20 protein-coding genes and 1 other RNA gene are annotated in these 19,780 nt (G+C 50.1%); 17 read left to right on the forward strand and 4 right to left on the reverse strand.

From position 1 onward, the window contains the following. The first annotated feature begins 44 nt into the window (after positions 1-44). From DTHIO_RS04440 to ssrA, 4 genes are all read left to right on the forward strand, one after another. On the forward strand, positions 45-902 hold the full coding sequence (locus DTHIO_RS04440; RefSeq protein WP_008869154.1) for an HDOD domain-containing protein: 858 nt from the start codon (positions 45-47) through the stop codon (positions 900-902). Then, complete coding sequence (gene recJ / locus DTHIO_RS04445) at positions 899-2,641, forward strand: single-stranded-DNA-specific exonuclease RecJ (protein WP_244156303.1); 1,743 nt, start codon at positions 899-901, stop codon at positions 2,639-2,641. Before DTHIO_RS04440 ends, recJ begins: the two co-directional genes overlap by 4 nt. A gap of 30 nt (positions 2,642-2,671) precedes the next feature. Further along, the gene (locus DTHIO_RS04450; RefSeq protein ID WP_008869156.1) at positions 2,672-3,334 is read left to right on the forward strand and encodes a TVP38/TMEM64 family protein; all 663 of its coding nucleotides are present in this window, start codon (positions 2,672-2,674) and stop codon (positions 3,332-3,334) included. A gap of 45 nt (positions 3,335-3,379) precedes the next feature. Next, positions 3,380-3,742, forward strand: a transfer-messenger RNA (tmRNA) gene (gene ssrA, locus DTHIO_RS20340). Positions 3,743-4,008: 266 nt separating this feature from the next. On the opposite strand, the gene rhuM is transcribed toward ssrA, so the two are convergent. Continuing rightward, entirely contained in the window at positions 4,009-4,275 is a 267-nt protein-coding gene (gene rhuM, locus DTHIO_RS04455) for a RhuM family protein (protein WP_208596364.1), read from the reverse strand. Between the two features lie 358 nt (positions 4,276-4,633). On the opposite strand from rhuM, the gene DTHIO_RS04460 reads away from it, so the two are divergent. From DTHIO_RS04460 to DTHIO_RS04495, 8 genes are all read left to right on the forward strand, one after another. Further along, positions 4,634-9,433, forward strand: a complete 4,800-nt coding sequence (locus DTHIO_RS04460; RefSeq protein ID WP_008869158.1) for a PAS domain S-box protein — start codon at positions 4,634-4,636, stop codon at positions 9,431-9,433. A 319-nt stretch (positions 9,434-9,752) separates the two neighbouring features. Next, positions 9,753-10,130, forward strand: a complete 378-nt coding sequence (locus DTHIO_RS04465; RefSeq protein WP_040417508.1) for a hypothetical protein — start codon at positions 9,753-9,755, stop codon at positions 10,128-10,130. A gap of 296 nt (positions 10,131-10,426) precedes the next feature. Further along, positions 10,427-10,705 carry a type II toxin-antitoxin system RelE/ParE family toxin gene (locus DTHIO_RS04470; protein ID WP_008869159.1) on the forward strand — a complete coding sequence of 93 codons (279 nt, stop codon included), beginning with the start codon at positions 10,427-10,429 and terminating at the stop codon, positions 10,703-10,705. A gap of 10 nt (positions 10,706-10,715) precedes the next feature. Next, on the forward strand, positions 10,716-11,003 hold the full coding sequence (locus DTHIO_RS04475; RefSeq protein WP_008869160.1) for a HigA family addiction module antitoxin: 288 nt from the start codon (positions 10,716-10,718) through the stop codon (positions 11,001-11,003). Positions 11,004-11,024: 21 nt separating this feature from the next. Next, complete coding sequence (locus tag DTHIO_RS04480; protein WP_008869161.1) at positions 11,025-11,513, forward strand: nitrogen regulation protein NR(II); 489 nt, start codon at positions 11,025-11,027, stop codon at positions 11,511-11,513. Positions 11,514-11,957: 444 nt separating this feature from the next. Then, complete coding sequence (locus tag DTHIO_RS20955; RefSeq protein WP_161598633.1) at positions 11,958-12,134, forward strand: PAS domain-containing protein; 177 nt, start codon at positions 11,958-11,960, stop codon at positions 12,132-12,134. Positions 12,135-12,373: 239 nt separating this feature from the next. Next, complete coding sequence (locus DTHIO_RS04490; RefSeq protein ID WP_008869164.1) at positions 12,374-13,381, forward strand: DUF362 domain-containing protein; 1,008 nt, start codon at positions 12,374-12,376, stop codon at positions 13,379-13,381. Positions 13,382-13,929: 548 nt separating this feature from the next. After that, on the forward strand, positions 13,930-14,820 hold the full coding sequence (locus DTHIO_RS04495) for a DnaJ domain-containing protein (RefSeq protein ID WP_008869165.1): 891 nt from the start codon (positions 13,930-13,932) through the stop codon (positions 14,818-14,820). A gap of 104 nt (positions 14,821-14,924) precedes the next feature. On the opposite strand, the gene DTHIO_RS21610 is transcribed toward DTHIO_RS04495, so the two are convergent. The 3 genes from DTHIO_RS21610 to DTHIO_RS04500 all read right to left on the reverse strand — a co-directional run bounded on the left by DTHIO_RS21610 (position 14,925) and on the right by DTHIO_RS04500 (position 15,717). Then, positions 14,925-15,092, reverse strand: coding sequence for a hypothetical protein (locus tag DTHIO_RS21610; protein ID WP_161598634.1), 168 nt, complete (start codon positions 15,090-15,092; stop codon positions 14,925-14,927). Positions 15,093-15,242: 150 nt separating this feature from the next. Then, positions 15,243-15,380 carry a hypothetical protein gene (locus DTHIO_RS21805; protein ID WP_008869166.1) on the reverse strand — a complete coding sequence of 46 codons (138 nt, stop codon included), beginning with the start codon at positions 15,378-15,380 and terminating at the stop codon, positions 15,243-15,245. Next, complete coding sequence (locus DTHIO_RS04500) at positions 15,370-15,717, reverse strand: ArsR/SmtB family transcription factor (RefSeq protein ID WP_008869167.1); 348 nt, start codon at positions 15,715-15,717, stop codon at positions 15,370-15,372. Before DTHIO_RS04500 ends, DTHIO_RS21805 begins: the two co-directional genes overlap by 11 nt. Positions 15,718-15,873: 156 nt before the next feature. Between DTHIO_RS04500 and DTHIO_RS04505 the strand changes: the two genes are divergently transcribed. From DTHIO_RS04505 to DTHIO_RS04520, 5 genes are all read left to right on the forward strand, one after another. Then, positions 15,874-16,230, forward strand: coding sequence for a HigA family addiction module antitoxin (locus tag DTHIO_RS04505; protein WP_244156304.1), 357 nt, complete (start codon positions 15,874-15,876; stop codon positions 16,228-16,230). A 747-nt stretch (positions 16,231-16,977) separates the two neighbouring features. Continuing rightward, the gene (locus tag DTHIO_RS04510; protein WP_008869171.1) at positions 16,978-17,445 is read left to right on the forward strand and encodes an NfeD family protein; all 468 of its coding nucleotides are present in this window, start codon (positions 16,978-16,980) and stop codon (positions 17,443-17,445) included. Positions 17,446-17,468: 23 nt separating this feature from the next. Then, positions 17,469-18,422 carry an SPFH domain-containing protein gene (locus DTHIO_RS04515; RefSeq protein WP_008869172.1) on the forward strand — a complete coding sequence of 318 codons (954 nt, stop codon included), beginning with the start codon at positions 17,469-17,471 and terminating at the stop codon, positions 18,420-18,422. A gap of 35 nt (positions 18,423-18,457) precedes the next feature. Then, positions 18,458-18,595, forward strand: coding sequence for a hypothetical protein (locus DTHIO_RS21810; protein ID WP_008869173.1), 138 nt, complete (start codon positions 18,458-18,460; stop codon positions 18,593-18,595). 133 nt (positions 18,596-18,728) lie between these two features. Beyond that, a complete protein-coding gene (locus DTHIO_RS04520; RefSeq protein ID WP_008869174.1) occupies positions 18,729-19,733 on the forward strand; it encodes a DUF4351 domain-containing protein in 1,005 nt (334 codons plus the stop codon). Positions 19,734-19,780: the final 47 nt, after the last annotated feature.

Below are 19,780 nucleotides of genomic sequence, written 5' to 3' on the forward strand. Positions count from 1 at the left end.
GTTTTACTTCTCCGCTTACAACTTACAAAGAGTTACTACCTTTTATGAACCAGGAACAGGGCCAGAATTTTCTACACAGCCTGACCAGGGTCAAGGATGATCTCCCGGTATCACCGGCCATATTGCGGGAGATATTTTACAAGACTGAGCATAGCTCCAGCTTTTCCCTGGACAGCATCAGCCGTACAGTGGCCTCGGATCAGTCCCTGACCACGAAAGTGCTCAGCAGGGCCAATTCCGCATATTACGGCTTTGAGGCCAGAATCTCGTCTGTATCCAGGGCAGTGGCTCTGCTGGGCCTTTCCGATCTGCGCAGAATAATCCTGAGTATCAGTGTGGGTGCCCTTTCCAGGAAGGTTCGGCACCAGGATCTGGACCTTCAGGTCTACTGGGAACACCAGAGCTTTACAGCCCTTATGGCCAGAGAGGCAGCCATCATGCTCGGACGCCGCGATGCAGAGGACCTCATGACCTGCGGGCTTCTGCATGACCTGGGCAAAATTATTACAGCCCTATACGCCCCCCGTGTCTGGGCAGAAATCGATGCACAGGCCAGACAGGAACAAAGAGCTCATTATTTGGTGGAGACGCAGTACTGGGGCATCGACCACGCCCTCATCGGGGCCATGGTGCTTCAACTGTGGCACCTGCCTGAATCCCTGACTGAGCCAGTCAACTGGCATCACCGGCCCGAATTTGCTCCCAGTGAATTCAGGGACAAGGCCAGGATTCTCTGCCTGGCCAACAATATGGAACACTCTATCCGTGCGGATTCACTTCATGATATTGACCAGGACCTGCACCAGGTTCTGGGGCTGAACCCCGGTGACACCCGGAATACGGCCATGGACATCATTGCCGGAAACACCATGCAGGAACTAAAAGAGATGTTTGCCGCATGAAAAGGACCTCTCCGGTTATGAACAACACCTGGAACTCCCGCGTCAACTGGAAGCTCATCCAGACCAGCGCTTCCCCTGCACACATTGCCAGACTGGCGGAAGATCTGGAAATCTCCCCTGCCCTGTGCAGCATACTGCATCAAAGAGGCATGACCAGCCTGGAGGAAATGCAGTTTTTTTTAAGCCCCGGTCTTCGCTACCTGCAGCCCCTGGAGGACTGGCCCCAGCTGCAGCAGGCAGCAGATCTCATAGCCTCTTCTCACGACTCTGGAAACAGGATCGCTGTCTGGGGCGACTACGATGTGGACGGCATCACTTCGGCAGCTCTGCTCAAGGATTTTTTCCAGTCAAAAGGAATAGATATCCGCTGCTATCTGCCTCACAGAGTACAGGATGGTTATGGCCTGAACATGGCCGGCATGGAAAAACTGGCTGGAGAAGGTATCAAAACCCTGATCACCGTGGACTGCGGCATATCTCACCACAGCGAGATTTCCAGGGCCAGGGAACTGGGTATGCATGTGATCCTCACGGATCACCACCTTCCCGGAAGCGAGCTGCCTCCTGCAAACGTCATAGTAAACCCCCAGTGCAGCCCGTGCCCCTATCCAGGCCTGGCCGGTGTAGGCTCTGCGTTTTTCCTGGCTGCAGCCCTGAACAGAACCCTCCCCGGGCCACAAATGGACATCCGGGATCTGTTGGATCTGGTGGCCCTGGGCACCATAGCCGACCTGGTCCCTCTGGACAGGGCCAACCGCATCCTGGTCAAAAACGGTCTTTTGCTTCTCAGTGAAGGTCGAAGACCCGGGATCTATGCCCTGAAAGAAGCATCCGGTCTGGGCGGGACGGATAGTATCGGCGCCGGTCAGGTGGGCTTTGCCCTGGGCCCCAGGATAAATGCCGCTGGCAGGCTGGATGATCCCTGCCAGGCTCTGGAACTGCTTTTATGCCGTGACCTGCAGCAGGCCCGCACTATTGCCGCAAGACTCAACACCCTGAACAACGAAAGGAAAAAGACCGAGGAAACCATCCTGGATATGGCCAGGCAGCAGGCAAATAATTATAAAGATGATTCAGGACTCATACTTTTCGATCCTGACTGGCATCCGGGGGTGCTGGGGATAGTAGCCTCCCGGCTGGTGGAGGAGTTTTACAGGCCATGCCTGGTTTTGACCCGGGAAAACGGCCTTATCAAGGGCTCCGGCAGGAGCATCTCCGGTTTTAATTTATACCAGGGCCTCTGCAGCCTGAAAAGCCACCTGACCGGATTCGGGGGACACAGCCAGGCAGCCGGCCTCAGCCTGGAACCAGAAAATCTGGAGGAGCTGCGCACCGGCTTCAGCCGTGTCATAAGTGAATGCATAGGTCCGGGGCCGCATCAAAAAGAAATTGTCCTGGATGCCTTATTGGGACTGGACGAGCTCTCCCCGGACTTTCTCCAGGAGCTCGAACTCCTGCAGCCCTTCGGGCCGGAAAATCCCAGGCCTGTCTTTCTGTCTCCTCCTCTCAAGGTATTGGATCAAAGCCTTTTTGGAAAAGACAAGCATGTAAGGTTCGACCTCAAGGACCCGGAATCCGGGGTAAAACTTCGCGGACAGTTCTGGAGGCAGGGACGCAACCTCAAGGAAACAAGCCTCAAGGGCAAAAACCTTACACTGGCCTATACCCCGGGGATAAACGTTTACCAGGGCCTGGTGAGCATCAGGCTGAACATAAGGGAAATTCTGGAAGTGTCCTGATAAGGGATTCTCACTCAGATAAAGCAACCAATGTACTCTAAAAGCAGTTTAAAAGTACTTATCCTGGCCATTATTCTTTTAGCCGGCCTGTACCTGCAGCAAAGCGGGATAATCGATCTCAGCCGGGAGATCGCCAGGGCTGAAAGCCTGGCAGAACTTTGGTGGGCCCCTGTGGTGTTCATTTTCGCCATGGGCTCTCTGTACACCATTGCCATGCCGGCGGCATTCTTCATCTGGATTCTGGGAGTAATCTATCACCCGTGGCCTGCGACTTTGATGGTCATAGCCGGAGGAGCACTGGGCAGTATCGGTGCTTACTATTTTACCGGATACCTGTCCACTGCCGTACGGGAAAAATTCGCCCGCACCCAGGCCTTTTCCCTGCTGCGTAAAAATTCAGGCTTTTTCCAGCTGCTGGCCATGCGCTCCCTGCCGGGCTTTCCCCATGTGCTGATAAATTTCAGCTGCGGAATCCTGCAGATTCCCCTGGCCGCCTATATTTACAGCACCATCCTGGGTTTTGCCTTCAAGGGCTACATATATACCACGGCAGTTCATAACGCCACACACCATGTGCATGAGTCGGGCAACAACATAGTCTCTTTCCAGACCGTCTGGCCCCTGCTGCTGCTGGTTGTCTTCTCCCTGGGAGGTATATTTATCCAGAAAAAAATTTTAAAAAACACTTGCTAAGTGCTCACCTGATATTATATTAGTTATTGATGACCTGACAGATCAGGGGGCGACATGGCTTCGACGGGGATGATAGAGGCCAGGGTTGCAGGCCGAGGTGCCGCGGGGACCTCGTTAAACACGCGGCAAAAAATTAGTTGCCAAGAACAACGAATACGCAATGGCCGCTTAGAGCGGTCACGTTTCCACTCGCTGACGCCTGATAAGCGAAACGGAAGCGCCAAACCCCCATCAGGCTGGCTCTTCATGCTCTGTTCCGGGGCTTGAAGGGCGAGACCTCACCGGAACTTGTTTTCAGGGGCCTGTCCGGAGGCAACCCTGAAAACGAGAATTAAATCCGGACTAAGCCTGTAGAAACCTTGTGCTGAACATTCTCGGACGCGGGTTCGATTCCCGCCGCCTCCACCAGGGTATAAAAAAAACAAGCTATTTTTTAAATAACCAATTGAAATTCAAGAGATTGTTAGTTTAAAGAGATTTAAGTAAGTTTAATAAAAATTAATGACGTCCAGAAAAGAGAGGGGTAAGTGAAGGGGTAAGTTTTCAATAAAGAAAACTTGCTTTTTTTGCTTACCCCTCTTTTATTTTTAAGGTCAGATTATGGCTACCAACCTTACTTACAACCAGATCAAGCTCCAGCACAGCCTGGCCCTCATCGCTGATGAGTTCGCCAGTTACCCAGGGTATTGGCCACCAATAGCCAGGGCCTGCTTCAGCTCTTCGATGCCCTTCTCAGCCAAACGCCGCTGATTCAGGGTATAGCCCCGCACCAGGTGCTCCTTCAAAATCTGCGTGGCCCAGATGCGGAACTGGGTGCCGCGCAGGGATTTCACCCTGTAGCCAACCGAAATCACAACGTCGAGGTTATAGTAATTTGTCTGGCATATCTTACCATCAACGGCAGTTGTCCGGGATTTCCGGACAACTGCCTGCTCGCTCAACTCGCCCTCCTTGAATACATTTCGGACGTGTTCGGAAATTGTACGATTGTCCCTCTGGAATAACTCCACCATCTGCGCCTGGGTAAGCCAGACTGTTTCATCCTTGAGAGAAACATCAGAATCTGTCGTATGGTCATGATTAACATGAAAGAGATGATGCCCGGCAATCCTGTCATAATCTGCCCGGCCGTCAATATAGACTGACCCGTCGTGATTCCTGCCGCTTCTTTTATCCTGCTCAAAAAATCAGCTTTCATTTCAGTTGTTGCTTTCAGCGGCATATTAATCTATGCATACGATCAGAAAAAACGCATAGTCTTTCCCTTCATGATAATCTTTTTTCTTTTACGAGTTGATTATGACCCGACCTTCCAAGAAACAAGATCATCCCGGCCCGGCCAGTTTCCAAAATTCCCACGACATCCTCATGAACGCCCCCATAGGAATTTACACTTCTACGCCGGAGGGCAGGTTACTCTCTGTCAATCCCGCCCTGGCCAGAATGTTCGGGTACGATTCACCGCAGGACATGATGGAGTCGGTTACGGACATTGCGTCACAATTATATGCCGATGCTGATGACCGAGAAAAGTTCAAACGTCTTTTGAGCGAAAAGGAGGAACTGGTAAATTATAAATGTCGGATGCGCCGCAGAGACGGAACCATTTTCTGGACATCCAAGAATGCCAAGGCGGTACGGGACAAGGATGGAAATGTCGGCAATTATCAGGTCTTTGTTACAGATATATCAGATCGCAAGCAGGCCGAGGAGGAGCTTAAGAAAAAAGAAAGAAAGTATCGCCAGCTTTTTGAGGCCTCTCCCATATCTTTGTGGGAGCAGGATTTTTCTCAAGTCAAGAAGCGAATTGATTCCCTCAAGGCCCAGGGCATACCTGATCTCCGGGCTTACTTGCGAGAAAACCCGGATCTGGTGAAGGAGCTGGCCAACCTGGTAAAAGTTGTGGATGTCAACCAGGTCACACTAAGAAGGTATCACGCCAGCTCCAAAGAGGAGTTTTTCTCCGGAATCACCACGGTATTTTCAGAGGCGTCCATTGAAGGCTTTTTAGAAGCCCCGATAGCCATAGCCGAGGGCAGACAAGAGCTGTTTGTGGAAAATAAGCACCTCACCCTGGATGGGAAGCCCCTGGAGGTACAAGTGCACTGGTCGGTAGCCCCGGGGCATGAAGAGACCTATTCCAGTGTGTTGGTCTGTATCGTGGACACTACCGAACTTAAGGAGGCAGAGGCCACCCTGAAAGAGAGCGAAGAGAAGTATCGCCTGCTGGTTGAAAACCTTAATGAAGGCGTATGGCAGATTGACAAGGATGGCTACACCACATTTGTAAATAACAGCATGGCCGAGATGTTGGGATACAGCGTGCAAGAGATGCTGGACAGGCACCTGTTTGATTTCATGGACGAACAGGCCGTCAGCATCGCCCGGAAAAATCTGGAACGCTGTCGTCATGGGGTCAGGGAGCAGCTTGAATTTGAGTTTATACACAAGGACGGCAGGCGTATATATACTCTTTTAGCATCCTCGCCCATTTTTGATCAGGATGGAAATTTTACAGGGTATCTGGCTGGAGTGCAGGACATTACTAAACGGAAACAAGCCGAAAAAGAGCTGATGTTTCAAAACATCTTAATGAAGACTCAGTTAGAAGCTTCACCGGACGGGATTATGGTTGTTGATGAGAATGATAAGATCATATCTTTCAACCAGCGCTTTGCTGAACTCTGGGAACTGCCTGACAGTATTATGTCCTCGCAATCAGCAGATAAAGCTTTAAAGCACGTCCTTTCCAAACTGGCCTATCCTGATGAATTTGTCAGGCGGATTCATGAACTTTGCAACAACAAAACGGAGGAGAGTTGTGAAGAAATTGTCCTGGCAGACGGAAAAATATTTGAGCGCTACTCCTCCCCCATATCCGGTCCAAGTGGTGATTATTACGGCAGAGTCTGGTATTACAGGGATATCACAGACAGAAAAAAAGCTGAAAGCGCACTTCGGGAAAACCAGTACCTGCTGTCCACAATTTTTGACAATGCACCTATAGGTATCTGGGTGATGGATCATGATCAGAAGCCCTTGCTGGTCAACAGTTATTTCAAGGAAAACACCGGGCTCGGCACTGATTCTGTAAGCCTGACATCTGATGAACTGGCTGCATGTAAAAAAAGCGATGATATGGTGCTAAATGGACACGATCCCTGTCATTTTGAAGAGGGAGTTACCTTTAAAGATGGCCGGAAGCATATGCTCCAGACTATAAAAACCGCACTTGCCGGTGGAGATGGCAGGATAAAAGGAGTGCTGGGAATAGGGGTGGACATAACCGAGCGTAAAAGGCTGGAGCAGGAACTGAAAGAGCAGGTTAATATTTTGGAAGCCATTATCAACGGCATTCCGGATATACTGGCTATACAGTACCCGGATCACAGTATCGAGCGCTACAACAAGACTGGATACCAGGTCCTGAATAAGACGCCGGATGAGGTGCGAGGCAAAAAGTGTTTCGAGCTTATAGGCAAAGAAAGGGAATGCGAGGAGTGCGCCACCAGAACAGCCTTGCGCACTAAAGAACTTGCTCAGTTGGAGAAGTATATCCCGGAGCTGGATATCTACCTTAACTGTCGGAGTGTACCTATTGTGGACGAGCATGGGGAAGTGGTCAAGATTGTGGAGCAGTTGCGGGATATTACCAGCCGGAAGCTGGCGGAGGAAGCCCTTAAAAAGAGCGAAGAGCGCTACCGCAGCCTGGTGGAATCCCAGCATGATGCCATAGCGAGAATAGACAGGGAGGGCCTGTTTACCTATGTCAACGATACCTGTTGCCGTATCTTTGGCAAAAAAAGGGAAGAACTTCTGGGAAGTCCCTTTATTCCTTACGTGCACGAGGAGGATATGGAATATCTTCTGACAAATCTGGAGAAGGTTCACCAGCATCCACACAGAGTGCAGATAGCCCACAGACTGGTGACTCCCAGCGGATTTTACTGGATGCACTGGGAGAACAGTGCCATATTCAGCGACAGCGGGGACATAGTCGAGATCCAGAGTGTAGGCAGGGATATCACGGAGATGAAGCTTCAACAGCAGAAGCTGGAGTTGATTCTGAAAGCTGCGCAGAATGTTTCATTTGTGCTTACTGAGCCTGCCAATGACCAGCAGGATCACTTGATTCGGGATTTCAGCCCGGGCGCAGAAAATATATTGGGCTACAACAAGGAGGAGGTGCTGGGCAAATCGGTTTTCATGCTACATTCTGAGGAGAATTTTGAAAAGGTTCCAGAGATCCATGCTGCGGTAGCCCGGAACCAGCCCTGGCATGGCCGGGTATGGCTGGTGCGCAAAAGCGGGGAGAAGTATCCGGCCCTGTTCACTGTCTATCCTTTTAATTTGTACAGCAGGATGGGGATGCTCGGGGTGTCTATAGATATTTCAGAGCTGGAAAAGGCCCAACAGGAACTCATCCAGGCCAAGGAGCAGGCTGAAGCTGCCAACAGGGCCAAATCAACTTTTCTGGCCAATATGAGCCACGAGATCCGCACTCCGCTGACTGGAATCATGGGCTCCATGGAGATGCTGGCATCAGAGATAAGCAGCGAAAACGGCAGGCGTATAATGGATATGACCCGGGAATCGGCCAGGTCCCTGCAGCGGATCATCGACGATATCCTGGACCTGTCCAAGGTAGAGGCCGGCAGGATGGAGCTCAGCAGCCGGGAGTTCGTCTTGTCTGCTGTGCTGGACAGGGTGCAGGGTCTATACGCAGCTCAGGCAGAAAATAAAAACGTCAGGCTGTCCAAAAGCCTTGACCCGGGAGTTCAGGATAATCTTCTGGGGGATGCCAGTCGCCTGGAGCAGATACTGCGCAACCTGGTGGGCAATGCTGTGAAATTCACCAGTCATGGCCAGGTGACATTGAGAGCGAGGCCTGCTGACAGCCAGGATGGTTCTTCTAAGCAGGTTGTCAGGTTCGAGGTGCAGGATACTGGTCCGGGCATCCCGGAGGATAAGCTGACAGATATCTTTGAGAGCTTTACCCAGGCGGACAGTTCTTTCAAGAAGAGCCACCAGGGTACAGGCCTGGGGCTGACCATCTGCAGGCAACTAACCCGGCTGATGGGTGGAAACATAAATGTTGAAAGCGCTCCTGGAGAGGGCAGCACATTTGTTGCTGAAATTCCTTTTGAGGTTGTGGGCCAGAAGCATGCGGCAGGGCGTATTCAAAAAACAGAGCCAAAAGAGAGTAGGCCTGCTCCCCTGAATATACTGCTGGCCGAGGATGTGCAGCTCAACCATGATTATATCCGCTTTGTACTTGAAAAGGATGGTCACCGGCTGCATTCGGCTTACACTGGTCAGGAAGCGGTGCAGGCGTATCAAGAGGGCAGTTTCGATCTTATACTCATGGATATACAGATGCCGGGCATGGATGGAATGGAGGCCACGCAGCAGATAAGAAGCATGGAGCAAGGGGCGTGGAGCATGGAGCATGGAGCAAGGGGCATGGAGCAGAGGACAGAAGACAGGGGACAGAAAGTGGGAGAGCGAATCCCTCAATCCCTAAATCCCCCAATCCCTGAATCTCTGAATTCCCCAATCCCTCAATCCCAGAACAGAATTCCCATAATAGCTTTAACCGCTTACGCCATGCAGGAAGAAAGAGATAGTTTTCTTGAGGCAGGCATGGACGGTTATGTGTCCAAACCTGTAGATCCTGAAGGATTGAAGCAGGAAATACAAAGGCTGGCTTACTCATGGCAGGCAGGACAGTCAAAAGATCAAAAAGAACAGACTGCTTTGGATGCAAAGTTGCACGATGTTGTGGATATGGATGAGGTTTACAGACGTTTTATGGGTGATACGCAAATATGGCGGGAGATGATGGGTGACTTTGTGCATAACGAAGCCCAGGTTTACATAAGCTGTCTTGAGAGAGCCTGGAAAGAAGGAGACGTTCAGGAGATAAACCGGCTGTCCCACAAGCTGAAAGGAGCCACTGGCACCCTGTGTATCAACAGGATAACGCATCAGGCCACAGAAGTGCATGAAGAGTCTAAAAAGCAGGAAAGCCGGCACTTAGAGAATCTGCTGATAAACCTTGTGCAGTCCCTGAAGGGTCTACTTGACAGCAAAATATAATCTGAATGTTTTGTTCTTGCTTTCTGTAATTTTTTTAACACATCATACTCGTTTGGGGTTTGCAGCCATTACGGTTAAAAGACTTGGATAAGGCTATTTTCAAGTATGCAGGATACTGCAGCCTACGGCTATTGGGGCTGTGCAGTCGGGTCAGCTTTGAGAGGAATACCAATCCAAAGATTGAGTCGGTGGGGCAGGCAGTAAGGCCTGCTTCAAATTTAGTCAAACTGTATCGCACGGAATACAACGATAGCATCTTTGCTTGAATTATCGTGGGGCCGGTCTTAGATTTCATTGGCATAGAGGAATACAAAATACCATGCAGAACTGTTATTTTATCGAGGAGGGAGCAGATCGCAGTTTGGCTTCACCTAATTGGCTGATGGCTGAACTGGGGTGGAGAGCCCAGAAAGGCTGGAAAGGCAGCGTAGGCGTACTAGGAAACTCCTCTAGTGATCAAGGGCTGCCAGGATATCATGGGGTTAGTGCTTTTTCTGGTTATTTCTGGCATGTAGAAAAGGTTCAAGCTAACACACGTTCCACCCACCAACATGCTGTTCATTCCACAGAAGAAACAGCTGAACTTTTATATGCTGGAGACCGTGTCAAAGTTATTCAAGGTCCGTTTAGCTCTCGCAATGAAGCTCATAACGCGCATGATGATTATTGGGACTTCATCATGGATTCGAATCCGTAGAGTTCAGCAGGGCTTACAAGCATGGTGAGTCATTTCTTGAACATTAGCATTGAAAATTAGATCAGTCCTGTTCGAACACCTGCAAGAAGCGGAGATCGCCCCGACCGAAAGGCAAACAATCCGAATCGCAAGGACATTGCTGGCAGGCGAGCACTACGGCCATGGCCATGGCATAGTCCTGTTCAATTATTCTGAAGACTGCCGGAAGAAAGCTTGAACAGATCATATCATTTATCTTTACGCCGAAAGGCGCTGCATGTGTTGACACCCGATACGTTGCAGGGTACGTTTAGGTCATGATTCGAAGCTTCAAGCACAAAGGTTTGGCCAGGTTCTTCAAATCCGGTAGCACCGCAGGGATTCAGGCTGCTCATGCCAAGAGGCTTCGACTGATTCTCGGTCGGCTGAATGCAGCGTCAGATATTAAAGATATGGACTTGCCAGGTCTTCAGTTGCACAAACTTTCCGGCAAGCGAGACGGAATTTGGTCAGTGACGGTCAGTGGTAACTGGCGAGTGACATTTCTGTTTGAGAACGGAGATGCCAAGATGGTGAATTACGAAGATTATCATTAAGGACTCACTTATGTTGATGCACAACCCTCCCCACCCAGGTGAAATATTGCGCGAGCTTTGCTTAGAACCCCTTGGTCTTACGGTTACGGCGGCGGCAGAAGCACTGGGAGTAAGCCGCAAAACTCTAAGCGCTGTGCTGAACGGTAAGGCAGGTATTAGTCCAGAGATGGCTATACGGCTTTCTATTGCCTTTAATACCTCTGCACAGAGCTGGCTGAACCAGCAGTCCCAATATGAACTCTGGCATGCTGAACAGAATCGTAAAAAGCTCAGGGTGAAGAGACTTGTCGCAGCCTGAAGCAGTATATAACCAAGCCATATGTCGGATACCTGCCATACTTTCTACTCTGTTACGTTTTTGCAGCTGGTGACAGCGTTATCAATGCTCCTGCTATCTGAAAAAAAGAAAGGTGAAAAGAGACAGGAGGAAATACTTAGTTTAGTGCAGTCCGCTCTGGACGGCCTCTCTGCCCGAATTGCCCCGGTGGATGAAAAGGGGACTATCGTTCTGGTCAATAAGCAATGGCGGAATTTCGCAAAAGAAAACCAGCTCACCCCGGATATGGTTTCTGAAGGAGTGAACTATTTTGATGTATGCAGACAGGCAGAGGGTGAGTGGTCTGAAGGAGCCATGGATTTTGCCCGGGGGCTTCAAAGGATCCTGAACAGGGAAGAAGAACTGTTCACCCTGGAATATCCCTGCCCCGCTCCGGACAAAGAATTCTGGTTCCGGGCAGGGGTTACTCCTTTGCCTGATGAGAACCGCAACTGGGCGGTGGTTGCTCACCAGGACATAACTGAACAGTAAGCATTCAGGGGGTACTCAGTTTTAGTCCTTGGCACCAGGCCCGGGGACTGTCCCCCGCTAAGCACTAACTGAGCAGGTTCACACAACTTCGCGTTTGTCAGATTATTTTGTGCAGGAAAGGTGTCGCGGGGACTGTCCCCTGGCCGGTTTCGGCACCCCCTGAATGCTTACACTGAACAGAAGCTGGCCCAGAGAAAAAGTGAGCATCTAAGTTCAGTTTTGCAGGCCATAAGAAATGTCAACCAGCTCATCACCCAGGAAAAGGACAGGGATGCCCTGCTGCAGAAATCCTGTGAAAGCCTGGTGCATGCCAGGGGTTACTATAACGCCTAGATTGCCCTCCTGGACGAGAAAGAAAATCTTGACAATTTTTATCACGCAGGCCTTGGAGACAACGCCGAATCTATCAAGGCACATATTGAAAGTGGGCACCCGCTTTACTGTTTGGATGCCGTGGTTCAGGGCCAGTCTATGCTTGTGGGGGTTGTGCTCAAGGATGCACAGGACAGGTATATCCACTGGAACAAAAAAGCTTCGGAGGTATTCGGAATAGGCATAGATGAGCTCAAAAGGATGACCTTGCTCACAATTTCCAGAGGAGTTCCAGCACGTGAGGTATAGGTTGCAGCTTCGGATTGACGGCCACTTTTGGGTCTATCTGAGAAATGCTTGCCATCATCAAGATCGTTTGCCCTCAATCCATTAAGGTGCACACGCCTTAGCTCCATTAATCCGCACCTGCTTTTTGGCCTCACCATATCATTGCCCGCCTTAGATGCAGTGCAAGTCATTTCCCTTCTGGCCCGCTTTACTGTCACTACTTGAAATGATATGAACTGCTTGAAACTTGGAGGTGATTTATGTTCAAACAATCATGGAACAGGCTTACCCGGCGTGGATTCTTGTCCCGGGTGAGTATTATGGCTGCCGGCTGGAAACTGTTGCCCTTTATGTCCGGCAATTTTGTCCACGCTGAAAATAATTCTGAAGTAGGTCTGATCAAAACCGAAGACAGAAAGGAGGCCGTGCGCAGGGCCTTTAAGCTCGGCTCTCCACCAAGTATGCAAGGCAAAAAAGTGCTCATCAAGCCCAATTTCAATACGGCTGACCCGGCTCCCGGCTCCACACACAACGATACCCTGTCCACCATGATAGACGAAGTCCGGCAGCGCGGAGCCCGGGAAATCATCATCGGCGAAAGGAGCGGTCCTCCAGACACCCGCGAAGTTATGGAAGAAAAAGGTATATTTGACCTGGCTGAAAAAGAGGGTGTGCAGGTGATCAACTTTGACCAGCTGGAGGATCACGAACTGGTTCACTTTGAAGATAAAGAGCTGCACTGGAAGGACGGTTTCCACGTGCCCAGGATACTCTATGAGGTGGATCATATCCTGGCCTGCGGGTGTCTCAAAACACATCAATTCAACGGCGTATTTACCATGGCCCTGAAGCTCGCCGTGGGCATAATCCCCAGGGAGGGAACCGATTACATGAGTCAGTTGCATGGTTCTGAGGATATGCGAAAAATGATTGCTGAAATCAATCTGGCCTACCACCCGGATATGTACATAATCGACGGGATAGATGCCTTTGTAAGCGGGGGACCCGCCACCGGCGAGAAAGTCCGGGCCGGAATCACGCTTTGCGCCAGGGACCCCGTGGCCATTGACGCTGTGGGTGTGAGCATACTTAAAAAACTGGGCTCCACACCGGACATAATGGACAAACCGGTTTTTCAGCAGGAGCAGATAGCCAGAGCAACTGAAATCGGCCTGGGCGTTTCCGGTCCGGAAATGATCCGCCTGCTTTCAGACGATCCAGCAGGAGAAGATTATATCCAAAGCCTTCATGAATACCTGAGAACATAAAATCAGCTCTTCCGGATACCCCCTGACCGGCTTTCCCGTTATAGAAGTGAAATCCTTATACGGCAAAAACCACGAAATAAGACAGGGGCTTGCCTTAGAGAAACAAAAATGGTTGACCAACTCAAACACTGGAACAAGACATTTACGCTGCCTGCCCATGAGTATTATACATATATTACTCCAGCAGGCGAGGAGCGTTCTTATATTTATGCGCTTTCCAAAAGAACTCTGGGCAATAAAGAGTTTCCATCCGGAAGTTCTTTATTTCCGGATGGAAACTAACTACAGCTAAACGGTTACGCATTCTTCTGTATCGTAACCATTCAGGGGGTACTCAGTTGTAGTCTCTGGCACCAGGCCTGGGGACTGTCCCCCGCTAAGTACTAACTCTGCAGGTTTACACAACTTAGCGTTTGTCATGTTCATTGTGCAGGATAGTTGCGCGGGGACTGTCCCCTGGTCACGCCAGAGGCGTGATTTCGGCACCCCCTGAATGCTTACGCTGTATCTTGGCCAGAATCCGCAAAAAAAAAAGAATAGTAAGGAATATGAACAGCACACCTTTCAAGGACTACTACCAGGTTCTCGGAGTGAGCCCGGAGGCCTCCCAGGATGAGATCAAGAAAGCCTATCGCAAGCTGGCCTTTGAATACCACCCGGATCGGAATACCGAGCAAAGGGAGCAGGCGGAAAACAAGTTTAAAGAGATCACGGAAGCCTACGGCATTCTCGTTGATCCCCAGAAAAGAAAGGAACACGACAAGCTACGCCGTTACGGCGGGGATTATAATTTCCAGCAACGGGAACAGGCCGGGCAGGATTTTACTGCTGATCCCTTTGAGCAAATTTTTCGGGACCTTTTCAACAATCCTGAAACCAGCAGAATATTTCGGGAAATGGAAAGAGAATTCGCAAGGCACGGAGTGCGTTTCGATCGCGAATTCATGAACAATATGTTTTTTCCCGGAGGCGGAAGTGGGCGTTTTACTGGGGGTGTGTTCATCTTTACCTCTGGAGGCGCCAGGAGACACCAGACATTTGGGGGGAACGGCCCCAGGCTGGGAGACGAAGGGCGTTACCTGGATCTAGACCGGGCGAAGCCCCCAAAATCCAAGGAAGGCTTTTTCAAAAAACTCAGTCGCAAGGTACGGGATATCTTCCTGGAATCCGGGAAGAAGGCTCCAGAACAAAACAGTCTCGAACAAAAACAGGAAAAAGATCTGTGCTACAACGTAACCATTGCACCGGAAGAAGCCCGGTTGGGAACGGAGCTGAACCTGGCCTATACCAGGGGAGACAGGCGCGTGAAGCTGGAAGTCAAGGTTCCGCCGAGCACCAGGGAGGGCACGGTCCTGCGGGTTAGAGGGAAGGGCCTGGAAGGGAGCCCGGGGGAGCAACCGGGCGATCTTTATTTGCGAGTGCATATCAGCAAGGTTTGAAATCCTCTCAGGGCTAATCCCAGAGTAATTATTCTCCCAAAAATCCAGTGAATAGTTGTAGAACCCTGTCTCTTCAATCACCTTCCTCTGGTTCTGAACCGACCTCAGACAATCCAGCGCTTTTGGACATTGCGCAGACTGAAGATAAACAGCACTGCGCAAAAAACCAGCAAAATGCCAAAGTTCAGGGCGACGGGCAGCATAGTGCTCTGGCCCAGAAAGCTCCAGTGCAGGATGTCCACGCCATAGGTGGGAGGCAGGGCAAAGGACACCGGCTGCAGAAAATATGGCAGGCTGCTTACCGGAATAAACAGTCCGGGTCAGGCCGGGCAAGACCGGTCAGCATGTTAATGGTTGCTGTATTTTTCAGGACAATAAATAAGGCCGGGCCATGTAGGTTGACCCGGCCTTAAGTCTGCTGTTCAACTATCCTGGTTTTTGCTTTCTGTCTCTTGTTCTCTGGACTCTCCGTGACACTCCCTGATCTGCTCAGGGGTGCAGTCTTCCGGCCTGTCTTTAAGTTTTTGCGGAAACTCGCATTTCTGGCAATCACATCCCATGGTTGACCTCCTTATTTTTCTGGTTTGAAGTTTTACTCTTCAGCTCAGGCATTCTATCCAGTGGGGCGGTTAAAAACAGTTGTGCCGAAGTTTTCCACCTGTGCAGGTTTTCCAGGTCTACCTCATAGTGCACATAATAACCGTGTTTTCTGCCCCGTACCAGCCCGCTGTCCCGCAGGACCCGCAAGTGCTGTGATACACTGGCGGGAGTGATTTTTAGCTCCCTGGCCAGCGCGTTCACGCAAAGACAGTCATTTTTAAGTATCTGCAAAATACGTACTCTGGCAGGCGTTGCCAGCACTTTGAACATATCTGCAAGTTCCTGGGGATTGGCCATAACTGATCCTTTATTCAATCAATTTAGTATTTGCGTATATAACTAATTAAATGCTGGTTGTCAAGGAGGCCTTTTGTATGTCCCAACAGTTTATGAAGCGCAGGTCCATGGGCTTACAATATCGAATTTGTTTTATATGGGAGGAAGGCGATGCATATGAAATCGAAATCACAGATTACCACTGATGCCGGGAGGCGGTTGCCTAGGAATCGTCCGCCGACACATCCAGGGGAGATGCTTTTTGAGGAATTCGTTAAGCCACTTAGGCTTACTCAAGTAGAACTGGCTCGCTGTCTTGGCGTTTCTTATCCTCGGCTCAACGAAATTATTAAGGGTAAGCGTTCAGTAACGCCGGATACGGCTTTGCGGCTTTCCCGGGTGCTGGGCATGTCCCCGGACTTTTGGCTTGGCCTGCAACAGAATTGGGACCTCTGGCATGTCATGAACAGCCCTGAAGCAGAAAACATTAATCGTCTGAAACCAATCCCCAGGAACCAACATTTTTTTGCATAACCTTTTTCAGCAGTTGCTATATGTTCAGATATCACTTGATGGCTGTAAGTAAGAATAATGTTAGCTCAGCCTACGGCATGAGTATTCCTTCCTTGGTAATCTGCCTGCTACCAGAGGTAAACCTCAAGTTCACCTCAGCTAAGTCTGAAGCATGATCCAGGCTGTAAGTGCCCTGCTCCCGGCCCGCCATGCGGCACACCCTGTTGCAGCCCTGCGCGAATACCGTGTTGTCCTTACCTTTTTGGTCATTGGCGGAGCAAGTGCTTCATAGCTTATCCGAGCTTGAAATTCATTGCTTTGTGCTTACATATCTGTCGAATCTCACCTCTAATTTTTTATCCAGCTCCCGTCTGGGTAGCAGATGGAGATGTTTGACTTTTTCCTTAGGATACGGGAGATTAACCCTATAAAGTTATTGCAGAACTGCAGATTACTGGATATGCCGAGCGGATGGCTTTACCTTTTACCTTCCCGACAAGTACAGCTACGATGCTGGAGATGGTGACAAGATTGCTCATAGGCTTGAGTGCATCAACTCGGTGGAAGGAAAGAACCCGTTTTCGCGCCCTGATGGGTAGGTTTCGTTTTTGTTTGCAGAAGATGGTCTGATTATCGGTATTGCCCCCATTGACTTACGACAAAGCCATGCTGGTGATCTCCAGCTAAGGGTTGCAAGTAACAACGCCCTTTTGGGCTAAGCAAGCCATCGGCTATGCCGGTGGTTGATACTGACTATAGGAAGCTTGAATGGACTGGATGTTATGGCTTTTTACAGCCCTGATCCTGGTACTCGTAGACGTCATTCTTTTCGGCGGGGCCAGCGGGATACTGCTTGCTCTGGGCATCATGGCACTCATAGGGATGGTCTGTGCTCTGGCAGGTATTTCCTGGGAATGGCAGATTCTTTCAGCTGCCCTGTCTGGCTTTATTATAGTGCCTGTGGCGCTTAAAATACTTCGCAGAACTACTCCGGGACAGCTTTTACATGGAGTCGAAGACCCAAGGATCAGAGGCAGATCATTTCAGATCCATATTGACAGCACAGGCAAGCCCAGAATCAACGTTCTGGGCGACAGTTATCCTGTACGCATGGAGGATGGTAATGGAGGCCTCGAGAGCGGAAGTGCTGTCAACATCGTCCGCTTTGAGGGTGTGACTGCTGTTGTACGTCCGGCTGCAAGGACCGGCACTTACGACAGTAAAAATACTGACTGACATATAACCTGGGAGAATAAATCATGGGAGAAGCCGCCAGCTTGTTGATCCTGCTCATAGCAATAACTTTTGTTGTACTTATTGTTAAAGGGCTGGTCATTGTACCTCAGAAGCACGCAATGGTCATAGAAAGACTCGGCCGCTACCACCGCACAATCGAGGCCGGCCTGAATCTGATCATTCCTGTTGTGGACCGGCATAGGCCCATCACAATAGTTCGTTATGAAAATGAGCAAAAGCTCATACGGACAGAAAAAAGGATTGATCTGCGGGAGGTGGTACTGGATTTTCCTAAACAGCAGGTCATCACCAAGGACAACGTGGGTGTTCAAATAGATGGAGTGTTGTACTATCAGATTATGGACGCGCAATCAGCCATATACGGTGCTGAAAACCTTGTGCTTGCAATACAGACCCTTGCCCAGACCTCTCTTCGCTCTGAGATAGGACGCATGGAGCTGGACCAGATCTTTGAGTCCAGACAACAGATCAATGACCGCTTGCAGGCCACTATGGACGAGGCAGGCAACAAGTGGGGAGTAAAGGTCAACCGTGTTGAAATAAGAGACATTGACGTTCCCGATGACATACGCAGCGCCATGAACAAACAGATGGCCGCTGAACGTGCCAGGCGTGCCCATGTAAGAGAGGCCGAAGGGTACAAGCAGGCAGAGATACTCAAGGCCGAGGGGGATAAAGAGGCTGAAATCCAGAGAGCAGAAGGTGAAAAACAGGCCATAAGCCTGCGGGCGGAAGGCGAGAAAAAGGCCATAAACCTGGTTTTGCAGGCAGCAGAACAAACTGGAGCTTCTATAGACCCAAAGGATGTAATGCGCTACCTCATCGCACAAGGCTATATTGAGGCTCTGCCTAACGTGGCCAAACAGGGTGACAGGGTATTCCTGCCTCTGGAATCAACAAGCTTAATGGGCTCCATAGCAACTATAAGGGAGTTGTTCAGCACTTCAAAGGCATAAAGTGGTTCTTGAGTTCCAGATAGGAGGCTGAATATATGCTGACTTATGGCGAGTTGCTGGAGATTTTGCAGTCGTTTGACGAGAAGCAGTTAAGACAGCCGGCAATGATACATATCAAGGATTCTGAATATATGCAGCAGGCGCAGCAGGTGGTTGTACCTGGCCTGGTTTGATTATACCGGCATATACAAATATCTTGACCCCCAAGCCCACAACGCATTATATAATAAGCACAACCCGAGAGACTTCAGCGAACTAAACAATCGTCGCTTAAGCCGACGTAGCTAAAAATTTGAGGCAGAGCCTATGAGCGATGAATACGACAGCCCCTGGAAAATAGCACTGGAAAGATATTTCCCGGAATTTATGGAGTTTTATTTCCCTGGAATTTTTGCTGACATAGACTGGAGTTCAGGGTATGATTTTCTGGACAAAGAATTACAGCAGGTGACTAAGGATGCTGAACTTGGACGCAGGTATGTGGACAAGCTGGTGCGGGTACGCAGGTTGAGCGGAGATGAAGGCTGGGTATGCGTACATATTGAGGTGCAGGGAGAAGCCGAGGATGTTTTTGCCAGGCGGATGTTCACCTACCATTACCGGCTTTTTGATCAGTACGACAAACCCCTGGCCAGTCTTGCGGTGCTGGCTGATACCAGTCCGGGCTGGCATCCGGACAGCTTTGGCTACGAACTCTACGGCTGCCGGCTGAGGTTTGATTTCCCAGCTGTCAAGCTTCTGGACTGGGAATCGGAAATAGATCAGCTGCTTGAATCGGATAATGCTTTTGCTCTGGTTACAGCAGCGCACCTGTTGACCAAAAAGACCCAGGGCAAACCAGAGGAGCGATACGCAGCCAAGATTCGGCTGATCCGCATTCTCTTTGCAAGGGGCTGGGATCGTCAGAGAATCCTGGATCTGTTTAAAGTGCTGGACTGGCTGATGTCCCTTCCGGAAGACCTGGAATCCAAAATTTTCAATGATATTCGTCAAATTGAGGAGGAGTATCAAATGCCATACGTAACAAGCATAGAAAGAATCGCCCTTAAAAAGGGCATGCAGGAAGGCATAGAGAAAGGCATGCAGCAGGGCATGCAACAGGGCATGCAGCAGGGCATGCAACAGGGCATGCAGCAGGGCATGCAAAAAGGCGAAGCCCAGCTGCTTCTGCGCCAGCTGGCCCTTAAGTTCGGTTCTGTCCCTGAAGACAAGCAAAGGTTGATTGAGTCCGCCGATTCTCAAAAACTGAGGCAGTGGTCAGAACGTATCCTTACAGCCCAGAGCATGGACGAAGTTTTGAACGATAGCTAATCTAAGGCGGGCTTTGCCCGCAACCCAATAAAGAAAAGAGTTATTTG

Origin of the sequence: Desulfonatronospira thiodismutans ASO3-1 (genome assembly GCF_000174435.1) — a bacterium.
In the GTDB taxonomy this organism is placed as follows: domain Bacteria; phylum Desulfobacterota; class Desulfovibrionia; order Desulfovibrionales; family Desulfonatronovibrionaceae; genus Desulfonatronospira; species Desulfonatronospira thiodismutans.

Bases quoted from the DNA above. Each gene is read 5' to 3' on its own strand.
- DTHIO_RS04440 (WP_008869154.1), top strand. From the start codon at position 45: ATGAACCAGGAACAGGGCCAGAATTTTCTACACAGCCTGACCAGGGTC.
- recJ (WP_244156303.1), top strand. From the start codon at position 899: ATGAAAAGGACCTCTCCGGTTATGAACAACACCTGGAACTCCCGCGTC.
- DTHIO_RS04450 (WP_008869156.1), top strand. From the start codon at position 2,672: ATGTACTCTAAAAGCAGTTTAAAAGTACTTATCCTGGCCATTATTCTT.
- DTHIO_RS04460 (WP_008869158.1), top strand. From the start codon at position 4,634: ATGACCCGACCTTCCAAGAAACAAGATCATCCCGGCCCGGCCAGTTTC.
- DTHIO_RS04465 (WP_040417508.1), top strand. From the start codon at position 9,753: ATGCAGAACTGTTATTTTATCGAGGAGGGAGCAGATCGCAGTTTGGCT.
- DTHIO_RS04470 (WP_008869159.1), top strand. From the start codon at position 10,427: ATGATTCGAAGCTTCAAGCACAAAGGTTTGGCCAGGTTCTTCAAATCC.
- DTHIO_RS04475 (WP_008869160.1), top strand. From the start codon at position 10,716: ATGTTGATGCACAACCCTCCCCACCCAGGTGAAATATTGCGCGAGCTT.
- DTHIO_RS04480 (WP_008869161.1), top strand. From the start codon at position 11,025: ATGTCGGATACCTGCCATACTTTCTACTCTGTTACGTTTTTGCAGCTG.
- DTHIO_RS04490 (WP_008869164.1), top strand. From the start codon at position 12,374: ATGTTCAAACAATCATGGAACAGGCTTACCCGGCGTGGATTCTTGTCC.
- DTHIO_RS04495 (WP_008869165.1), top strand. From the start codon at position 13,930: ATGAACAGCACACCTTTCAAGGACTACTACCAGGTTCTCGGAGTGAGC.
- DTHIO_RS21805 (WP_008869166.1), bottom strand. From the start codon at position 15,380: ATGGGATGTGATTGCCAGAAATGCGAGTTTCCGCAAAAACTTAAAGAC.
- DTHIO_RS04500 (WP_008869167.1), bottom strand. From the start codon at position 15,717: ATGGCCAATCCCCAGGAACTTGCAGATATGTTCAAAGTGCTGGCAACG.
- DTHIO_RS04505 (WP_244156304.1), top strand. From the start codon at position 15,874: ATGAAATCGAAATCACAGATTACCACTGATGCCGGGAGGCGGTTGCCT.
- DTHIO_RS04510 (WP_008869171.1), top strand. From the start codon at position 16,978: ATGGACTGGATGTTATGGCTTTTTACAGCCCTGATCCTGGTACTCGTA.
- DTHIO_RS04515 (WP_008869172.1), top strand. From the start codon at position 17,469: ATGGGAGAAGCCGCCAGCTTGTTGATCCTGCTCATAGCAATAACTTTT.
- DTHIO_RS21810 (WP_008869173.1), top strand. From the start codon at position 18,458: ATGCTGACTTATGGCGAGTTGCTGGAGATTTTGCAGTCGTTTGACGAG.
- DTHIO_RS04520 (WP_008869174.1), top strand. From the start codon at position 18,729: ATGAGCGATGAATACGACAGCCCCTGGAAAATAGCACTGGAAAGATAT.